Origin of the sequence: Ectopseudomonas composti (assembly GCF_001567565.1) — a bacterium.
GTDB classification, from domain to species: domain Bacteria; phylum Pseudomonadota; class Gammaproteobacteria; order Pseudomonadales; family Pseudomonadaceae; genus Aquipseudomonas; species Aquipseudomonas composti_A.
The window spans coordinates 826,506-845,576 of sequence record NZ_LSSW01000029.1; the positions used below are offsets into that span (position 1 = coordinate 826,506).

Below are 19,071 nucleotides of genomic sequence, written 5' to 3' on the forward strand. Positions count from 1 at the left end.
GGAGGAAGCACGCCCATGCTCAGGCTTTTTACAGCACCTTTGGCCTCACCAGGCTTCGTCAAACTGTGCGGTTGGCTCTGCCTGTTCGCACTGATTGCACTCGCCTCGGAGATGGTCGACCCCAGCTACCTGGACCCGTCGAGTCAGAAGTTCATCTTTCTGATCGGTGCTCTGGGCATGTGGCGCTATGGCAACGCAGCGACCCACTACCTGCGCGGCATGTACTTCTTGCACTGGCGGTTCCCGCGCATGCGCAAGGCCGTCGAACGCATGGGCGACGCCGCCCTGCCCGAGCACATGTTCATGGTGGTGACCAGCTTCCGCATTCCGACGCACACCACCTTCAAGGTCTACCAGTCGGTGTTCCAGGAAGTGCAGCGCATGCCGGTGCCCTGCACCATCATCGCGTCGATCGTGGAGAAGGGAGACGAGAACTTCATCAAGGACATCATGCGCCAGGAGGTACGTGATCGCGATGACATCAAGCTGATCATCGTGCGCGCCCGCGGTACTGGCAAACGTGATGGCCTGGCACACGCCTTCCGCGCCCTGTCACGGCAGATGCCGCTGGAAAATTCCGTGGTCGGCGTCGTCGACGGCGACACCATGATGTTGCCAGGCTGCGTGGAACGCGCCGTCACCCTGTTCGCCTATCTGCCCAGCGTTGGCGGGATTACCACCAACGAGTTCTGCGAGGTGGAAGGCAGCAAGCTGATGCAGGAATGGCACACCATGCGTTTCGTCCAGCGGCACATCAACATGTGCTCGATGGCACTGAGCAAACGCGTGCTGACCATGACCGGGCGCCTGTCGTTCTTCCGCGCCAGCGTGATGACCGACCCGGACTTCATCAAGGACGTCGAAGCTGACTTCCTCGACCACTGGCGTCTTGGCCGCTTCCAGTTTCTCACCGGCGACGACAAGTCCTCCTGGTTCAGCCTGATGCGTGCCGGCTGGGACACCTTCTACGTACCGGACAGCCATACCCTGACCGTCGAGCATCCACCAGATAACAGTTTCCTGCGTGCCACGCGGCAACTGATGTACCGCTGGTACGGCAACTCGCTGCGGCAGAACTTCCGTGCGACGCGCCTGCTGGGCCTCGACCGCCTCGGCATGTTCACCATGTACGTGCTTTACGACCAGCGCGTGTCCATGTGGACCTGCCTGATGGGCCTGAGCGCCTCGGTGGTGGCCGGCATGCTGTTCGGCATTCAGTACCTGTTGATCTACCTGTTCTGGGTACTGCTGTCGCGCACCCTGGTGACGCTGTTGTTCTTCTTCACCAAACACCCGGTCGATCCAATGTATCCATTCGTTCTTTATTACAACCAGATCGTCGGCTCGGTGATGAAGGTTTACACCATGTTCCACATGGACCAGCAAAGCTGGACACGACAGAAGACCACGATCAGTAACGGCAACGTGAGCTTCGATGCGGCACTCAACCGCTGGACGTCGAAAACCATGTTGTTTTCCTCCATTGCCATTTTCTTCGGGGTCATCTCGGTCCTGTTGGAACTCACGCAACCATAAGCGAAGGCGCGAATGCCATGAGTAGCACTACTGTCCTCCCTACAAACGTTGTTCATGAAGCGATCGATGAACGCCAGTTCGTTCGCGCCAAGATCCCTGCCCGCCTGGTCCTGCAAGGTGGCGGCGCCAAGGATATGGAATGCGAGATCCAGGATATCTCCCTGGGCGGGATCGGCCTGCTGTTGGATCAACCGCTGAAGATCGGCAGCCTGTTCAATGGCTCGATCAAGCTGAAGCTGCACACGGTCGACCTGAACATCGATACCAAGCTGAAGATCGTCTCGCAGCGAGGCCGTGAAGTCGGCGCCGAGTTCGTCGAGCTCGACCGGCAGAAGCGCGACATCCTGCGCTACATCATCTCCGCCTACATGTCCGGCGACATTGCCGACATCAATGGCCTGTTCAACGTGATGCAGCGCGAGAACTACATCAAGGAGCGCAAGACCAAGCAGGCCAATGCGCGTACGGCCGGTGAACGCCTGAAAGCAGCCCTCGGCTCGTTGTTGTTCTTCTGCGCCGGCGCCGCTGCACTGGCCCTGATCGTTTACAAGAGCTACCTGCTGTTCTTCCAGATGCCTGCCGCGCAAGCGGTCGTCAGCGCCAACGCCTATATCATCAGCATGCCGGAGAACGGCAACCTGCGTTATCTGATCGACCCCGGTCAGACCAGCGTCAGCGTCGGCCAACCTCTGGCCAGCGTCTCCACGCAACTGGCCAGCAGCCTCACCAGCCCAGCCGACATTGCCGCGATGGCCAACCTCAGTGATCAGGACGCTGCCGCCCTGCTCGGCCGCGTGACGGTAGAAACCGTAATCGCCAGCCCCTGTGATTGCAGCCTGTACTTCCCGGCCCCGCGTCTGGACGGCTTCGCCTACAAACAGCAGGAACTGGTACACCTGCTTCCAAAAGACCAGCCCTTGAACATCAAGGCCAGCGTCCCGTTTGATCGCATGGACAAGCTCGAGCGGGTTCGTGCCGTCGAAATGCGCGTACTGGGCAGCGACGAGACCCTCTCCGGCGAGATCGTCTCCAGCCGCGTAGATGATCAACGGCAGATGGTCGAACTGACCATCAAGCCGGATCGCCAACTGCCGCTCAGCGACTATCAGTTGCCAGCCGCTGTCGAGTTCAAACTCGGCCTGCCTCTGCGCTGGACATTCTGAGGTCACCATGTCGCTCAGATCCCTCCTTTGTACCACTGCCCTGTCGCTGGCGATCGCCAGCCAGGCGCACGCGGCCCGCAGCCTCGATCAGATTCGCTACGCGCTGTTCCAGGACAACCAGGCAGCAGTCGAAGAGGATCTGCGGGCCCTGGCCGCACGCGGCGACCTGGGCGCGACGCGGCTGCTCGGTGAAGTACTGGCCGGCCGCAGCCCGGCAAACGCCGCGCGCGCCATCGAGTTGTTCAAGCAGGCGTTCGCCGATGGCCGCGGAGACATCGGCGCCCTGGTGCCACTGGCACGCCTGGTGGACTACAAGCCGCGCTGGCAGCAGGCCAACCGCGCCTACATGCGCCAGGCGCTGCAGCGCTTCACGGCTGGACGCGACTTCGTCAACGTCGACACCCGCCTGGAAGTGTTTCTGGTCTTTCCCGACCTGTTCAGCGAGGCGGAAGTCGCGCAGTTGATCGAGCTCTATGACCGCGCCTGCCTGGTGTACTGTCACGCGCCGCTCTATCGCGCAGTCGCGGCGGCACGCGCCGGGGACACGGCAGCGGCGGACAAATGGTTCCGTCTGGCAGTCGAAAACGACCCGCGCGCCGTCTACCGCTACTACGACTTCCTCGGTGAGGCGCGTAACGAGCGTTTCCGCGCCTTCGCCGAACAACTGACGCCGCGCATGGATACGCTGCCGGTCGATCTGGTGCAGCGCATCGCCCAGCAGCTGACGGAAATACGTAACGCCGAGATCAGCGCCTACAACAACAGCCGCCCGCAATCACGCGCGCAGACCGACGAAGAAAAACAGGCCCGCGAGCTGAAAGCCCAGGCGCACGCCAGCCTCGTCGAACAGCTCGACCGTGAAGTATTGCTGTGGCTGGACAACGCCATCGCCCGGGACTTCGGCCCGGCAATGATGAGCAAGGCCAACTTCCTGATGACCGCCCCGGACCGCTACGGCCCGGAGCCGGTCGTCGACCTCGTCCAGCGCCTGGAACAGCGCCGGGGGGAGAACCTCAGCCTGAGCATGGCCGAGCGTGAACAGCCCATCACCGAGCAAAACATCAAGGCACTGCGTGCCAGGCTGCACATGGTGCTCTGGCGCACCCTCGACCCGCACCTGAGCCAGCGCCTGATCGCCGAGCTGCAGGCCGAGCACTACCCCGAAGCCACCCTGCTCGAAGGCGACATGTACAGCCAGGGCGTCCTGAATGAACCCGATCAGGAACGCGCCCTGGCCTTGTACCTGCAGGAAGCCAAGGCCGGTTCGATCAATGCGCTGATGCGCATTGCTCGCCTCTACACCTACGGCCGCGCCATCTGCCGTGACAACGCCAAGGCCTACACCTTTGCTTTCGCCGCCCAGGAACTGGGCGATCAACGCGCTGCGGCGCTGGTGGAGGCACTTGGCTCCAGGCTCACACCCGAGCAACGCACCACCGCCACCCGTGACGGCAATCGTCTCATCGAGGAGTTCGCCCTGTGATCCGCCCCAATACCCTGCGCTGCGCCGCACTGCTGATCGCTTGCCTGCCTCCCGTCCTGGCGCAAGCCGAGGAAGTCGAGAATCAGCCGGTGGCAGCCAGCACCCTGTCGCCCGAGCTCGAACCGGTCACCTCGCTACTGACCCACAAGGTCTTCATGCGCACCGGCTACGGCCCCGACGAGACCCGCCTTGGCGAAGATCGTCGCACCTTCTTCAGCCTGCGCTACGAACCGTCCTACCGCTGGTTCTCGCCCGAGCAGCGCTGGGCCAAGTGGGAAGCCTTCGGCCGCCTGTGGCTGAACTACGACACCGATCCGAACGCCCTGCAGGACACCGAGGGCAACGACGAGAACCTGAGCCGCCGTCGCCATGCCTACAGCGAGGCCCGCGAGTTCTACATACGCCGTAACCTGTTGGGCGACGACCCACGTTTCTCCGCCACCTTCGGTCGTCAGCGCTTCAGTGATCGTTTCGGCATCTGGTGGGACGACAGCATCGAAGCCCTGCGTCTGGACTACAACGACAGTTTCGCCAGCGGCTTCGTCGCCATCGCCGAGAAGTTCTACTACTACAACTCCGACGACAACCGCCTCGACCCGCAAGACAAGAACATTCGCTACCTGATGGCCGAGTACGCCTGGCGTTGGCATGCCGATCACTGGATCGGTGCCCGCCTGCTGCACGAGGACGATTATTCGGGCAGCTCGCCGGATGACCGCCAGGACTTCGACGGCTTGCGCTACGGCGTCTTTCTGCGCGGCGACACGCGCGAGCTGACGTCGCTGATCAGCGACTACCAGTTGGAGGCCGTCAGGCTCGACGGCACGCAGGACATCACCCAGAACAACGGTCAGCGTGACCGCAGCGACAAACGCGGCTGGGCGGTAGTCGGAGACGTTGGCAAGCGCTTCGAGAGCCTGCCCTGGACCCCACGCGTTGGCTTCACCGCAGGCCTGACCGATCGCCCGGACGACAGTGGCCGCGACGGCTTCAGCCTCAACCGCATCCAGTCGGACCGACGCAACGATCCGTTCAGCTACAGCAGCCGCCTGGTCAGCAACCTGGTCAGCGTCAACCTGAGCAACCTGGCGTTCTATGGCGTCAGCCTGGAAACACGGCCGACCGATCGCAGCCAGCTGGACGTACGCCTGAGCGATCTGCGCCTGCGCAACGCTTCCGCGCAACTGCCGCTGCGTACCACCAACGAGGGCGTGGTGCGCGACACCGGCTCATCGCACCTGGGCCAGGTGATGGATATCAACCACTACTGGCGCATGTTCCCGCTGGCTTACGACGGCAAGCGTATCCAACTCAACACCCTGACCAGCCTGAGTTACTTCAGGGCCGGTAGCGCACTGGAAATCGGTGATGACTACCAGGTGACGCTGGGCATCACCCTGACCTACTGACCGAGAGCAGCGCCAGCATGATCTTCGCCTCCAATGTCTTTCTGTTCCTGTTTTTGCCGGTGTTTCTGCTGTGCTACTACCTGGCCAGAGATCATTGGCGTTCCTACGTGATCGTGCTCGGCAGCTACCTGTTCTATGCCTGGTGGCGCCCTGACTTTCTGTTACTGTTCGTGGCGATTTCCTACTGGAACTACTGGTTCGGCCTGCGCATCAAGGCACGCATGGACGCAGGCGAGAAGAAGATCGCCTTCCGCCTGCTGACCGTTGGCGTGATCGGCAACCTGGCCACCCTCGGCTATTTCAAGTACGCCAACTTCGGCGCAGACGTGCTGGTCGCGGTGCTCGAGCCGCTGGGTATCAATACCTTCACCCTGGAACACATCATCCTGCCGCTGGGCATTTCCTTCTATGTGTTCCAGGCCCTGAGCTATATCGTCGACATCTACCGACGCAACGCCGAACCCACCGAGCGTTTCGTCGACTTCGCCGCCTACATCGCCCTGTTTCCGCAACTGATCGCCGGGCCGATCCTGCGCTACAGCCTGATCGACAAGCAGCTCAAACAACGCAGCCACTCCCTGGAGCTGTTCTCCCTGGGTGCCTGCCGCTTCATGCTCGGCTTTATCAAGAAGGTGCTGATCGCCGACTCCCTGGCGCCGATGAACACGCTATTCGTCGGCGGTGGCGAACTGCAGATGGCGGACGCCTGGTTCGGCCTGCTGATCTCTGCACTGCAGCTGTACTTCGACTTCTCCGGCTACAGCGACATGGCCATCGGCCTGGGCATGATGATGGGCTTCCGCTTCGCGGAGAACTTCAACCAGCCCTACATCGCGCAGAGCATCACCGAATTCTGGCAACGCTGGCACATGACCCTGGCCGACTTCCTGCGCGATTACGTGTACATGCCACTGGTGCGCAAGCGCCTGGTCGGCATGCTCACCGGCCTGGTCATCACCATGGTGCTTTCCGGCCTGTGGCACGGGCCGAGCTTCGCCTTCATCTTCTGGGGCCTGTTCTTCGGCATAGCCATGGTCATAGAACGACAGCTGGGCATCGCCACCAAGGTCAATACGCCCTACAACTTCTGGCGCAATGTCCGCTGCATGTTCGTCCTGGCATCCTGCATGCCGCTGTTCTTTACCGGTGCCCTGCCCCAGGCCCTGGAGATCTACAAGGCGCTGATCGGTCTCAACGGCTTCGGCTCGCTGGACCTCTACTGGTTCGGCACCTCGGCCATGACCATGACCTTCACCCTGATTGCCCTGCTGTGGATCGTCATCGCCGGCTCGATCAACATCCGCTATTACGCCAGCTCGGGCAAGGAACCCTACTTCATGCAGCACGTCAGCGGCTTCGGCACGCTGCTGCTGTGGCTCGGCTTCCTGCTGACGATCACCCGCCTGGCAGCGAATTCGTTCTCCCCTTTCCTGTACTTCCAGTTCTGAGGTTGCCGACATGTTTCCGGTGATGAGCTCGGCCAGCAAGATCAATGGCATCCTGTTCTGCGTGTTGCTGTGCGGCATGTTCCTGTACTCACTGCCCGCGGTGATTGCCTTCTCCGGCACCCAGACACAAGCCCTGTCGCTGTTTCTCGACGGCAAGCTGGTGCGCAAGTTCGAGCATTTCTACGACAAGCGTCTGTTCCTGCGCGATCCATCGGTCGAGCTGTGGGCCAATATCCAGCAAGCCCTCTTCCGCGAGGGTGCGAGTGGCGTGGTGCTGGGTCGCGATGGCTGGCTGTTCACCAACCAGGAATACCTGGTGCCCAGCGATATGGAGCAGAACCTGGACAAGCAGTTGGCACTGATCGACAAGATTCATCAACAGCTGGAGCAGAAGGGCAAGCGCCTAATCATGCTGCCGGTGCCGATGAAACTCGACACCTACGCCGAGCACTCGACCTACGTGCCCAGCGAACCCATCAGCGACCTCTATCAGCACTTCCGCCAGCGCCTGGCCGAGCGCGGTATCGACACGGTGGACCTGCGCAGCACCTACCAGAGCGTCGCTGCCTCCGAACCGCTGTTCCTGCGCAACGACACCCACTGGAGCCCGAAAGGCGCCGAACTGGCGGCGCAGACCCTGGCCCAGCAATTCCCCGAGCTCTTGGGTGACACGCCCTACATCACCCAGGCCGCTGGCGAAAAACAGATCAGCGGCGACCTGCTCAACTACCTGAAATTCGACCCGAGGCTGGCCCCCAGCTATTTCGAGCCGGTATACATCCAACTGCATGAAACCCTCAAACAGGAGAAAGGTGGCCTCGATGACAGCCTGTTCGGCGAAGAGGCCATTTCCCTGGCGTTGGTGGGTACCAGCTACACCCGCATCGATGACTGGAACTTTGCCGGTTTTCTCAAGCAGGCCCTGCAACGCGACCTGGTGACCGTCGCCCTGGAAGCACGCGGCCCATTCGAGTCCATGAACGAGTTCCTGGCCGGCCCTGCCGCCGCGGGCGACGAGGTGCAAACGGTTATCTGGGAGTTCCCCCTGCGTACCCTGCTCGCCCAGCGCCAGATTCCTTCGCCCTGACATACCCAGACACTAGCAAGAGGTATCCGTATGCCCATGTTCATTCTTCGAGTCCTGACCCTGCTGCTGCTCGGCGCCACCGTCGCCCAGGCCGCCCAGGACAACAACGCCGACCTCTACGACCCGGTCGCCCCTGCCAACTCGGCGTTCGTCAGGGTCCTGAACCTGAGCGATAGCAACATCGAAGTCACGCTCAGCGGCAAGAACAAACCGCAGTCCGTCACTGCCGGGCAGTTTGGTGGCTATCGCTTCGTCGCTCCCGGCATGCAGCGCATCGCCGCCGCCGGCCAGGTACTGGAGCGCGAACTCAAGGCCAATACCGCCAGCACGGTGGTGTATCGCGACGGCCAGCTGTTGCTGATTGCCGACCAGTTCGTCAACGAACCACGCAAAGCCCAGATCGCCTTCTACAACTTCACCGACAAGCCGGCAGCACTCAAGACCCTGGATGGCCAGCATGTCGTGGTCGACACGATCGAGCACGACCAGACCGGCAGCCGTATGGTCAACGAGCTGAAAATCGCATTCGCCGCCTACGCCGGCGACGCCAAACTGGTCGACTTCGACGAGCTGTTCTTGAAAAAGGGCCGCTCCTACAGCTATGCCCTGCTGCCAGCTGGTAGCGGCTTCCGTGCGATAACCCTGGCGAACAGCATCGATCCTACGGAATGAATCCCGAAGGCCTGGTCAAACAAGTGAGTGGACGATGACCTCCAAGAGCATGAAGCACTATTTCCTACTGGCCATCGGCAGCCTGATTGCCGCGGGCGCGCACGCCACTCCAGCCGTTACGCCAACAGAGCAGGCCGAAGGCTGCAAGGACCTGCAATGCCTGATCTGCCCGCGCCTCAGCGCGCCCGAGGAGTATGCCGAGGGCAACATGAAGGCGCTCAAGCAGATCGTTCCCGGAAAGGACCGCTGGCTGTTTCGCTCGGAGGTCGACCTGACCAATAATTTCGGCATTCCAGCCGCCGCACAGCCGGAATTCGCGCGCCTGATGCAGGCCTTCGCCAAGCACGGCACGCAGGTCGCGGTCGCCGTACAGCCGACCCGTGGCCTGATGCACCGTGCCCAGTTGCTGCCCGGACAGGCACACGGCTTCGACTACCAGAAAGCCAGCGGCAACCTGCGCCGGTTCCTGCAGCAGATGCGCGACGCCGGGGCCATCGTGCCTGACATCATGCCCCTGGTGGAAAACCCGCCGAAGGACTTCTTCTTCCGTCGCGACCACCACTGGACGCCTGTGGGCGCAGAGTCCACCGCTCGCGTAACCGCCGAAGCCATTCGCCAGAGCCCTGTCTTTGCGAAGCTGCCGCGCAAGAACTACGTCACCGAGCAGACCCTGACGCTTTACAAGGACGGCACGCTGAACCTCGGGCTGTCGGCAATCTGCGGCAACCACTTCGGCTATCAATTCGTGCCCGGCTACCAGACCGTGCCGGAGAGCAATGACGCCGCACAGTTGTTCGAGGAGCAACCCGACCCTGAAGTGGTACTGGTCGGTACCAGTAACTCCGCCGCTCGTGAAGACGAAACCAAGCAGTTCAACTTCGACGGATTCCTCAAGCAATACCTGAGCACCGATCTGATCAACTACGCGCTGCCGGGCGCCGGTCAGGACGGTTCGTTGCTGGAATACCTGCTGTCGAGCAACTACTCGCCTGACAAGGCGCCGAAGCTCATCATCTGGGAGCTGCCAGCCAACTACCCACTGGACGGAGAGCTGACCTACCGCCAGCTGATCCCGGCGGTGAACGGTGGCTGCAAGGCCAGCGACAGCGTGCTCGAAGCCCAGCTGGAACGCCCGAGCATGGGTCTGAACGACCGCCTGGAACTGCTCAGCAACACAGGCGAAGGACGCCGGGATCTGAAGGGGCGCAATGCCGTGCTCGACATTCGGATCAGCGACCCCAACATCAAGAACTTCTACATCATCACCTACTACGACAACGGCACCCGCGACAAAGTGTGGTTCCGTCGAGAGGCCGTCGTCACCGGTGGTCAGTACTACCTGGAGCTGAGCCGTGCTCCGGAGTTTCGCGATGCCAACCTGCTGTCGGTGCTGCTTGAGCCCACACAGACCGTTGAACAGCCTTTCAAGGTCGAGACCAAGCTATGCCTGTAAGCCCCCGCCTGACAGCCCTGCTGCTATTGCTCTGCGGTTCGCTGAGCGCCAACGCCACCCAATCGATCTGGGCGCCGCAATCAACGGTGGCTGCAGGGCTGGTGGGCGACTATCGACAGGAGCGCTGCCCCAAGACGCCACCTGCCGCCTATACCGGCCACCTGCAACTGGACAGCAAGTATGACCAGAGCGACGCCAGCAAGAGCCGCCTGGTCGCACAGCAGAGCAAGGACACCCAGCGCATCCGCAAGCAGGTGCAGGGCTACATAGGCGGGTTGATCAAGGCCGCGCAGGTTTTCCAGCGCACCCGCAAGGCCAACGAAGCCAACATCGCCCTGGCCTGCCTGGATCAGTGGCTCGATGCCTGGGCCAGCAAATCGGCCCTGCTCAGCGATGACGCCAGCAAGACCGGTGTCGCCTCGCGCAAGTGGGCCCTGGCCGCCATCGCCTCGACCTTGCTCAAGGTGCAGGCGCTGAGCGACCAGCGCTACCAACTCAGTGCTGCCCAGACTCGCTGGCTGCAACAGCTGTCCGCCAAGGTCGTCGCCGAGTACGAACCACGCCGCTACGACACCGGCGTCTACTTCAACAACCACGACTACTGGGCCGCCTGGGCCGTCGCCGCCACCTCCATGCTGCTCGATGACGACAAGGGCCTGGCCTGGGCTGACGTCGCCTTGCGCCGAGCCTTCAGTCAACTCACCCCCGGCGCAGGCGACTATCAGTACCTGCCACTGGAAGTGGCCAGAGGACGACTGGCCGCCGACTACAGCCATTACGCACTGGTTCCGCTGACGCTGCTGGTCGAGGCGGCAGAGTTCAACGGTCGCCCGCTCAACGAACAGGAACGAGCCAAATTCGCCGGCCTGGCCAATTTCGCCGCCCGCGCCGTGCTCGAACCCAAGACCTTGCCTGAGCTGACCGAGCGGCAGAGCGATGTCGGCCCGCACAAGATGGTCTGGCTGTTGCCCTTCCTCAACCGCTATCCGCAGCACCAGTGGGGCCGCCGCCTGTACCAGGCAGAGGGTGAAGAGATCAACAACTACAGCCAGGTTGGCGGCGATCTCAAGCCGCTTTACCCCCAGCTAAACTGACCCAGGATGTCGCCATGTCACAGGCACTGACTCTATCTCGCGTAATGCTGCTGATGACCTGTACCGTCAGCCTGGCAGCCCTTGGCGCCCCGGCAGCCTTGCACACCCTCGACCCACAGTGGCAACAGCAGCAGCAACAGCAAAGCAGTGCCCTGATCATGCAGCGCAGCCAGCCGCCTGTACTCGACATCCAGGCTCCCAGGCAGCGCGGCAGTGTCAGCCTGGAGCCCATGTACTCCGCGCAGGCAGGCAGTTGGCCTTTCGAGCCCTTCGTACACAACGGCCTGTTCCGCGCGATTGCCGGCTATCAGGCGCAGCACCCGCGTGCGGTGGTCATCCGCGGCGGCAGTGTCACCCTGGAAGAACTGCGGACACGCTTGAACGACGCCAAGGTCCTGAGGCGCCATGACGATGGCTACCTACTCAGCTACCCGCTGATGATTGCCAACGATGCCGCGCTGCTGATCGATGACCAGGTCCTCTACCTGTTTGGCCCATCGGGCACGGCGCTGATCAATCAGGGCTTGCTGCGCGTGCAGAACTCGCGCCTGCAAAGCTGGAGCGACGGCCGCGCCGCTGCCACCGACCGCCCTACCCGCCCCTTCATCATGAACTGGGCTGGCAGCCGGCTACTGATCGACAACTCGCAACTGGTCAAGATCGGCTATAACGCCAACCTCTCGCGCGGCGTCAGCAGCGGTCTGAGCTCGCAACAGTCGGCCAATAGCGCCCCTGCCCAGATCCAGATCGACAACAGCCGCTTCGAAGAAATGGCCAGCGCGCTGGAGCTGAACCATAGCCAGGCGCTGGTTCGTAACAACCAGTTCACCAAGCAACAACAATATGCCATCGACCTGGGCAACAGCCGCTTTCTGATTGCCGACAACCGCATCGACGGCGTGAAGAACAACAGTGGCGTGCGTGTCAGCGGCAGCAGTAGCGGGCGCATTCAGAACAACCTGATCCTGCACGCCGGCAAGAGCGCCATCGAAGTCAGCGCGCAAAACGGCGCCCTGCTGATTCAGGGCAACCGCCTGGGCGCCTCTCAGGGCTACGGCATGATGCTGCGACAGATCGGCGACGGCTCAGGCCTACTGATCCAGGACAACCTGATCGCCAACAGCAAACTGAGCGCCATCGACGCCGCAGAACTGAGTGGCGCGCTGATTATCGACAATCGCATCCACTCGACTCCCGAGTACGCCATCAGCCTGCGCAACGCCCAGCCTACGGCCGGCAAGCTCGTGATCACTGGCAATACGCTGGAGAGCATCGGCAAGGCGATGATCCGAGTGGAAGGCATGCAGAACACCGTTCTGGGTGACAACCACTACAAGGCCACCCCGCTGCTGCAGAACCTGCTGATAGGCGACCTGCTGCCGCTGCAAAGCCAGATACTCGACAGCACAGTGCGCCGTCACTGCCACCTGCAGATTTCCCAGACCACCAGCGAAGTGGCCCAGGCCCCTGTCTGCAACAACTAGCCAATCCGCATACTCAGCAAGCAGCGCTGGCCAAACCACAAGTGACGGCTAGCGGTGCTCGACCTGCAGCTGGCTGAAGCTTACCGCGCCGGCGTTGGTTTCGTTGCCGCTGTTGTCGAGGGTGTAGACCCCAGCCTTGAAATACAAAGGATGGCTTGCCCACGCCTTTTTATAACTACGGCTCCAGGTTCTCACTGCCCCGCCTGGCTCGACCAGGCCGACAGTCAGCGTGCCATTCTTGGCCAGGTGGATTTCATAGCTGAAGTCCTGATCCAGCTTGATCTTGCTCGCCAGTACGATCTTCGCCGAATCGGCGTCGGCGGGATGCGCGCGGAACGCGATCACCACGTTGCCATAACCACTCTTCGGCAAATACTGATAACCCAGCATCAGCGCTGGTGAGGTGCCCTGCTTCGAGTGAATCTGCGAGAACGCCAGAATGCCACTGGCCGGCACCTGGGTGATCCTGACGGTAGCGCTCAGCACATCATTCGCGGCGGTGTAGGACCAGTTGTGCAAGGTGCCGTCGGGGTAGGTTTCCCTCAGTTCGCTGCGTGGGAACGTCGAATTGCTGGTGGTAGAGCCATTGGCCGGTGCCCAGAAGAAAATTCGCCCCTCGCGGGACTGAAAGTAATCATCCTGATACCCACCCGCCAGCACGGGCGTATCGATGACAGCAGCAGGGACGCCTACGGGGATAGTCAGGTTCCAGGTGGCTAGATCGATCATGACAGAACTCCATGGATAAAACGGTCATCGCAGGCCTCGCCAGATAGGCCCACGACCTGAGCGACTGCGGCTTCCGGCGTGCAACCAAGCTTATCTTCGAGTCTAGCGACCATCTATCACTATTTTGGCGCTATTTTTTTGACCCATGAGCTTATGACGACTGAACGCCCAGCCCTTTGCCTCGCCACATAACGATTCCTTGCCTGCAGACACGACCAAACACACCCCAGCCCTCATGTTTGCGCGGCCGAAGTGAATGCGAGGAATGTGAGCGAATCGAGGCTTTGGGGAGAGCAACGAGCGCTATCCGACGCCCCAAGAAACGGCTGCTGGCTTGTTTATCCGGCTGGGAGAGGTTGGATGCGCGCTTTCACCAGAGACAGTTCGTCAGAAGGCGATGGGAGATAGTAAAAGCCTCGAAACCCTAGGGATTTCAGGGGGCTTAATTTGGGGATATGGCGGGAAGATAGAGATCTTGAACCCGTTTTAGCGTTTGTCCAGCGCTGCCCTTGCCTGCCCAACGCGAGAAAAATCAGGGCTTTCGTCTCGTGCCTACTGCCCATTGCGGCACTCTGTCGCCCGTTGATTTCGACACTTTTTCGACACAGCAGCTAGACAGGCCCGGCGGCTATGGCTAGCTTTTGGCCATCACCCCCTGTACTGCAGGTCTTCTGTGTCGCTTTTTCAACCTGAGAATGTCGTGTTTCTCACCTTTGATACGTTATAAATCAAAGAATTGTAGCGACTCAAGGTTAATTATCAGACATTACCGGAGATGTTATGCGACAGCAATTCCGACTAATTTATAGTTAGACTGAAAAAAGCAAAATCAGCCAACAAGGAGGATATATGCCATCTTACGAACAACTAAAAAGTGAGCTGCTGGAAATCTCAAAGGTCATCGAAAAATTCCCAGAAGCAGTAAAACCAAAAGTCTATGATCTATTAGTTGGTCAATTTCTCGGCCACGAACCATCTGTTACCAATTCAAATTCATCTGAGAATCAGGAGCAGCCAGCATCCACGGCGAAAAAAACAAGCACCAACTAAAAACAACAGTGCGTCTCAGCAAAAACCCAAGAAAACCACATCAAATGAATCCTACTCAATTGATCGCCATCTTAATCTAAGAGGGGATGGCAGCATTCCATCATTCAAAGAATTTTTTGATGAGAAAAAACCTAATGGAGCCAAACAAATAAATGCCGTTGCCGTTTACTATCTAAGAAAAATCCTAGGCATATCCGAAGTAACGCTAAATCATGTTTACACATGCTATTTGGAGGTTAAGCAAAAACCACCAAAAGCCTTCCGTCAAAGCTTTATAGATACAAAAAACAAAGAAGGATGGATTGAATTCAACGAGAATGGGCAGTTAGAAATTCCGCATAGAGGAGCCGTCTATGTAGAGCATGATCTCCCAAAGGAATCTAGTGACTAATGGATATAAAGGCTTATTCAAAACTGGTTGATCTTCTGCAAAAGAAGGAGATCGAAAAAGTTAAGCTTTTAGCTTACTTCCACCAAAAAACATCTGGCAGTTCGGATTTCTCAAGATCGCACATCAGCGAATGGTTTCTATTGCTCGATCTGCCAAAGCCGAATCTATCAAGAATCGAGAAAAACCTTTCAGTTTCTAGGGACTTCATTAAGGGTAAAACCAAAGATAGCTATAAGCTCCATCCCATAGCGTTCGACCTTCTTCAATCTGAACTACCTGGAATACATGTGGCAAGTGAAGAGGTGATTTCAGATGATGTGATTCTGCCAAAGCCAATATATGAGGATTCAAGAGGCTTCATTGAATCATTATCAAAGCAAATAAACGCAAGTTATGAGTTCAATATATTTGATGGCTGCGCGGTTTTAATGCGGCGTCTTTTAGAAATAATGCTGATACTTTCTTATGAGCATCTCGACATAGGAAAAGCTATTAAAGGCAATGATGGCAACTATCAAATGCTGGAAAAAATCGTCAACGACGCAAAAACAAACACAACCTTGAAGCTATCCCGGGACGCAAGGTCGGTCCTTGACGACTTTAGAACAGTTGGGAATTTTTCTGCTCACAAGATTTACTATAACTGCCGAAGAGCAGATTTAAAGAACATAGCAGTTCATTACAGAGCAACTATTGAAGAGCTTATGTACAAGTCAGGTATTCGCAAGTGAGAATAGCTCACCGGACAAAATACTCGCTTCAAAAAGGGGACAGATTTATTTTCACTACAACCAAGGCCTGACCTCATATGACTAAACGTTTTATTCTATTACCAGCCGTTATACTTCTCGCAGCATGCTCATCAACTCATAACCTGCCGCCGAAATGTATTGTCAGCAGCCCCACTTCTCCTCCCCCCGAAATTTCCGAATTATGTTCCGGGAAGAAATGTGATTGGCAGGTACTTTTTCCATCAGGAGAATACCCGGCAACCACGAAAGACTGCAGGTCACCTGTGGTACAGAATCCGACTTACCTTTTTTACCCACAAAAAGCACTTATGCAGTGCATTGAAGGGCACGTTTGGGTAGCAATATTTCTGAATAAAGACGGAGTCACGACTTCAGCAAAGATACTTCAATCATCAAATGTAGCTTTCGATAAAGCTGCCTTATCACAGGCCCGTCAATTATCTTTTGAGCCTATGAAGTGCCAATCCGAGGTCTATGACTCTGTTGTTTTCAAGTCATGGAGTTACATAATAGAATCCAGGTCTCATTATTGATCTTCACAAAAAAAGAAAGAAGAAAGGGGACAGATTTATTTTCAGACTGGCGAGCGCAATAGATAAATTCGTTCCTTTTTTGCCACGGGCATTCAAATGTCGGGTGAAATCCAGATAGCCTTGGCTGCGACTGCCACTTCATACGTCGACACGCGAGGTTTCAATGACCCAATCTACCTACGTACCGCCGAAGGTCTGGCAACACCTGACAGCATCCGGCGGCCAGTTCTCCAAGATCAACCGCCCCACCGCCGGCGCGACCCACGACGCGGAATTGCCGGTCGGCAAGCACCCGCTACAGCTCTACTCCCTGGCAACGCCCAATGGCGTGAAGGTGACCATCCTGCTGGAAGAACTGCTCGCGCAGGGCCATGAGGGCGCCGAATATGATGCCTGGCTTATTCGCATCAACGAGGGCGAGCAGTTCTCCAGCGGTTTCGTGAGCGTAAACCCTAACTCGAAGATCCCCGCCCTGCTCGACCGCAGTACGGCTAGCCCCATCCGCGTGTTCGAGTCCGGCTCGATCCTGCTCTACCTGGCGGAAAAATTCGGCGCCTTCTTGCCAAAGGATCTGGCAGGCCGCACCGAAACTCTCAACTGGCTGTTCTGGCAGATGGGCTCGGCGCCCTACCTGGGCGGCGGTTTCGGTCACTTCTACGCCTACGCCCCGGAGAAGTTCGAGTACGCCATCAACCGTTTCACCATGGAAACCAAGCGCCAGTTGGACGTGCTGAACCAGCGCCTCGCCGATAACCGCTACCTGGCCGGCGACACCTACACCATCGCCGACATCGCCGTATGGCCCTGGTATGGCGAACTGGTGAGGAACAACGTCTACTCCGCCGCCGAGTTCCTGGCCGTTCACGAATATCCGCATGTGCTGCGCTGGGCCGAAGAAATCGCCAAACGCGAAGCGGTACAGCGTGGTCGTCGGATCAACCGCACTTGGGGCGAGGAGTCGGAGCAAGTGCCGGAACGGCACCAGCCTGCTGATTTGGATTAAGACCTGAGACGAGAAAGCACAGGACCAAAGCCTGCAGATTCCCTGACACGAAAAAGCCCCGAATCGTAATACGATTCGGGGCTTTTGATATGGCGGGAAGATAGGGATTTGAACCCGTTTTCGCTGGTGCCCGTTGCTGCCCATCGTTGCCCAAAGCCAGCAAAATCGGGGCTTTCGCCTCATACCTTCTGCCCATTGCGGCACTCTATCGCCCGTTGATTTCGACACTTTTTCGACACGTATCCTCGCTGTCCTTGCGCCGTCGCAGTGCTTTTGTGTATATCTGTCCAGTAGTAATGAAAGCGCAAAATGTGGAAGTCAAGCGAATACGCTCAGTCGTAAAGCCTTCTGTGTAAGCTATTGATTTTTAAGTGCTTGCTATGGATGACTGCACCCTGCAGTGCGGAGTTATACCGCCGGCTCTACTAATGTGTTAGTGAAGAAGACTATCTAATCACTGTTAGGTGCCTCTATGGAACTTGATCTGTCGATTCCAGGCGCTCGCGAAGAGCGGGCTAAGCTGAAGTTATTCCACAGCCACCTGAACCACCCTGAAGTTGTCCCTGAACAGGTCTACCGTCGAAACTCCAGCGGTTACCCTTTAGTTAGCTATTTGAACAACATTTGCGGCCTATACCTGAGCAAAAACTACGAGGTAATTCCAGTTTTTATCAGTAGAGCTCATCAGCACATGCAAGAGCATCCAGCGTCGGCTAATTCAAAAGCATATTATGAACTAGCATCTATCTATATTCGCCAAATGGCTTATGTCATTAGCAGCTATACAAATATCACTAAAGAATGCCTTGGACTTATCCCAGCCGAAATCCTCGATGCGGGCCCACAGGCTTCTGTACTGAGCAAGGCACCTAACTAGTGGTTCAAACCGTTCGCTTCGCTCTCTGGGACGGGCTAAAGCCCGCCCCTTAACCAAACGTTAGGCATCAACGTAATGTCTGTCGAAATCACAGAGTTCCGGCAAATGCTAGAGGCGGGCCAACGCTACGTGGGTGGCAATTGCTCCATCCAAGAGCTCAACGGCCATATCAGCCATTGCCGTGACGCGGCTCGGTTCTGGGGTGGTCATCCTGCGCTTGCCCGAGTCGCGGACGATTGGTCCCAAGTTATTGACCGGCGCTGGAATGAATGGGGGCATTCGCCAGACCCACTTTCGGAGCAGCAGTTCAAGTCATGGCTGGGCCAGCAGCTCACATTGCTTTCGGCCCATGCCTAACATCTCATTCAAGCGGACGGCTGCGCCGCCGCTTAATTCCAGCGTTAGGTTCCATGATGAATTGGCGTCCGCTTACAACCTGTGGAAAAGACTCACTTGGGAGAGGTGTAGTATTTCGCTTTCCGTCAAAACAACCATTCGAAAAAATCGTCGACTTCATGATTATTGAAGATCATGACTCGCCAACTTTTTATAAGATCATATGTTCTTCTGGCTATCACGCAGGTCAAACGGAGCTAGTATTTCCAGCAGAAGCAAAGCATGAGTCCGGCGGAATATCAGTAGACTGGCTAAAGAAAAACTGGTCGTTTTGGGTTTACCCAGAATGCGAGCTTGCAAACGTAAATTACGTTGATTGCTATCCTTCCGGGCATGGCGTAGAAACCTAACTAGTGGTTCAAATCGCTCGCTGCGCTCACTGGGACGGGCTAAAGCCCGCCCCTTAACCAAACGTTAGGCATCAACGTAATGTCTGTCGAAATCACAGAGTTCCGGCAAATGCTAGAGGCGGGCCAACGCTACGTGGGTGGCAATTGCTCCATCCAAGAGC

Annotated in this window: 17 protein-coding genes; 16 read left to right on the top strand and 1 reads right to left on the bottom strand. The window is 58.0% G+C overall.

Features of this window, described 5'->3' with window-relative positions:
* Positions 1-15 precede the first annotated feature (15 nt).
* Genes PCLY_RS20170 through PCLY_RS20215 form a run of 10 tightly spaced genes read left to right on the top strand, consistent with a single transcriptional unit; the run spans position 16 to position 12,829 of the window.
* Complete coding sequence (locus PCLY_RS20170) at positions 16-1,536, top strand: glycosyltransferase (RefSeq protein WP_061241562.1); 1,521 nt, start codon at positions 16-18, stop codon at positions 1,534-1,536.
* A gap of 17 nt (positions 1,537-1,553) precedes the next feature.
* Positions 1,554-2,699 carry a PilZ domain-containing protein gene (locus PCLY_RS20175; protein ID WP_061241563.1) on the top strand — a complete coding sequence of 382 codons (1,146 nt, stop codon included), beginning with the start codon at positions 1,554-1,556 and terminating at the stop codon, positions 2,697-2,699.
* Positions 2,700-2,706: 7 nt separating this feature from the next.
* Entirely contained in the window at positions 2,707-4,182 is a 1,476-nt protein-coding gene (locus PCLY_RS20180) for an SEL1-like repeat protein (RefSeq protein ID WP_061241565.1), read from the top strand.
* On the top strand, positions 4,179-5,591 hold the full coding sequence (locus tag PCLY_RS20185; RefSeq protein ID WP_061241567.1) for an alginate export family protein: 1,413 nt from the start codon (positions 4,179-4,181) through the stop codon (positions 5,589-5,591). The genes PCLY_RS20180 and PCLY_RS20185 overlap by 4 nt, the downstream gene beginning before the upstream one ends.
* Before the next feature lie 17 nt (positions 5,592-5,608).
* Positions 5,609-7,039 (top strand): MBOAT family O-acyltransferase, encoded by a 1,431-nt coding sequence (locus PCLY_RS20190; protein ID WP_061241569.1) that lies wholly within the window; start codon positions 5,609-5,611, stop codon positions 7,037-7,039.
* A 10-nt stretch (positions 7,040-7,049) separates the two neighbouring features.
* Positions 7,050-8,126 carry an alginate O-acetyltransferase gene (locus PCLY_RS20195; protein ID WP_061241571.1) on the top strand — a complete coding sequence of 359 codons (1,077 nt, stop codon included), beginning with the start codon at positions 7,050-7,052 and terminating at the stop codon, positions 8,124-8,126.
* Positions 8,127-8,162: 36 nt separating this feature from the next.
* Positions 8,163-8,798, top strand: a complete 636-nt coding sequence (locus tag PCLY_RS20200) for an alginate O-acetyltransferase AlgF (RefSeq protein WP_231740185.1) — start codon at positions 8,163-8,165, stop codon at positions 8,796-8,798.
* A gap of 34 nt (positions 8,799-8,832) precedes the next feature.
* The gene (locus tag PCLY_RS20205; protein WP_061241575.1) at positions 8,833-10,251 is read left to right on the top strand and encodes an alginate O-acetyltransferase AlgX-related protein; all 1,419 of its coding nucleotides are present in this window, start codon (positions 8,833-8,835) and stop codon (positions 10,249-10,251) included.
* Positions 10,242-11,345: a polysaccharide lyase gene (locus PCLY_RS20210; RefSeq protein WP_061241577.1), complete on the top strand. Its 1,104-nt coding sequence runs from the start codon at positions 10,242-10,244 to the stop codon at positions 11,343-11,345. Before PCLY_RS20205 ends, PCLY_RS20210 begins: the two co-directional genes overlap by 10 nt.
* Before the next feature lie 14 nt (positions 11,346-11,359).
* Positions 11,360-12,829 (top strand): right-handed parallel beta-helix repeat-containing protein, encoded by a 1,470-nt coding sequence (locus PCLY_RS20215; RefSeq protein WP_061241579.1) that lies wholly within the window; start codon positions 11,360-11,362, stop codon positions 12,827-12,829.
* Between the two features lie 48 nt (positions 12,830-12,877).
* On the opposite strand, the gene PCLY_RS20220 is transcribed toward PCLY_RS20215, so the two are convergent.
* The gene (locus tag PCLY_RS20220) at positions 12,878-13,558 is read right to left on the bottom strand and encodes a polysaccharide lyase family 7 protein (protein ID WP_061241581.1); all 681 of its coding nucleotides are present in this window, start codon (positions 13,556-13,558) and stop codon (positions 12,878-12,880) included.
* Positions 13,559-14,407: 849 nt separating this feature from the next.
* Between PCLY_RS20220 and PCLY_RS24890 the strand changes: the two genes are divergently transcribed.
* The 6 genes from PCLY_RS24890 (at position 14,408) to imm45 (ending at position 18,910) form a co-directional block, all read left to right on the top strand.
* A complete protein-coding gene (locus PCLY_RS24890; RefSeq protein ID WP_156458623.1) occupies positions 14,408-14,608 on the top strand; it encodes a hypothetical protein in 201 nt (66 codons plus the stop codon).
* A gap of 390 nt (positions 14,609-14,998) precedes the next feature.
* Complete coding sequence (locus tag PCLY_RS20225; protein WP_061241582.1) at positions 14,999-15,730, top strand: hypothetical protein; 732 nt, start codon at positions 14,999-15,001, stop codon at positions 15,728-15,730.
* 77 nt (positions 15,731-15,807) lie between these two features.
* On the top strand, positions 15,808-16,284 hold the full coding sequence (locus PCLY_RS25415) for a TonB family protein (RefSeq protein WP_082768119.1): 477 nt from the start codon (positions 15,808-15,810) through the stop codon (positions 16,282-16,284).
* 163 nt (positions 16,285-16,447) lie between these two features.
* Entirely contained in the window at positions 16,448-17,287 is an 840-nt protein-coding gene (gene yghU, locus PCLY_RS20230) for a glutathione-dependent disulfide-bond oxidoreductase (protein ID WP_061241584.1), read from the top strand.
* 472 nt (positions 17,288-17,759) lie between these two features.
* Positions 17,760-18,164 carry a hypothetical protein gene (locus PCLY_RS24895; protein WP_156458624.1) on the top strand — a complete coding sequence of 135 codons (405 nt, stop codon included), beginning with the start codon at positions 17,760-17,762 and terminating at the stop codon, positions 18,162-18,164.
* A gap of 413 nt (positions 18,165-18,577) precedes the next feature.
* Entirely contained in the window at positions 18,578-18,910 is a 333-nt protein-coding gene (imm45, locus tag PCLY_RS25420; protein ID WP_082768123.1) for an Imm45 family immunity protein, read from the top strand.
* Positions 18,911-19,071: the final 161 nt, after the last annotated feature.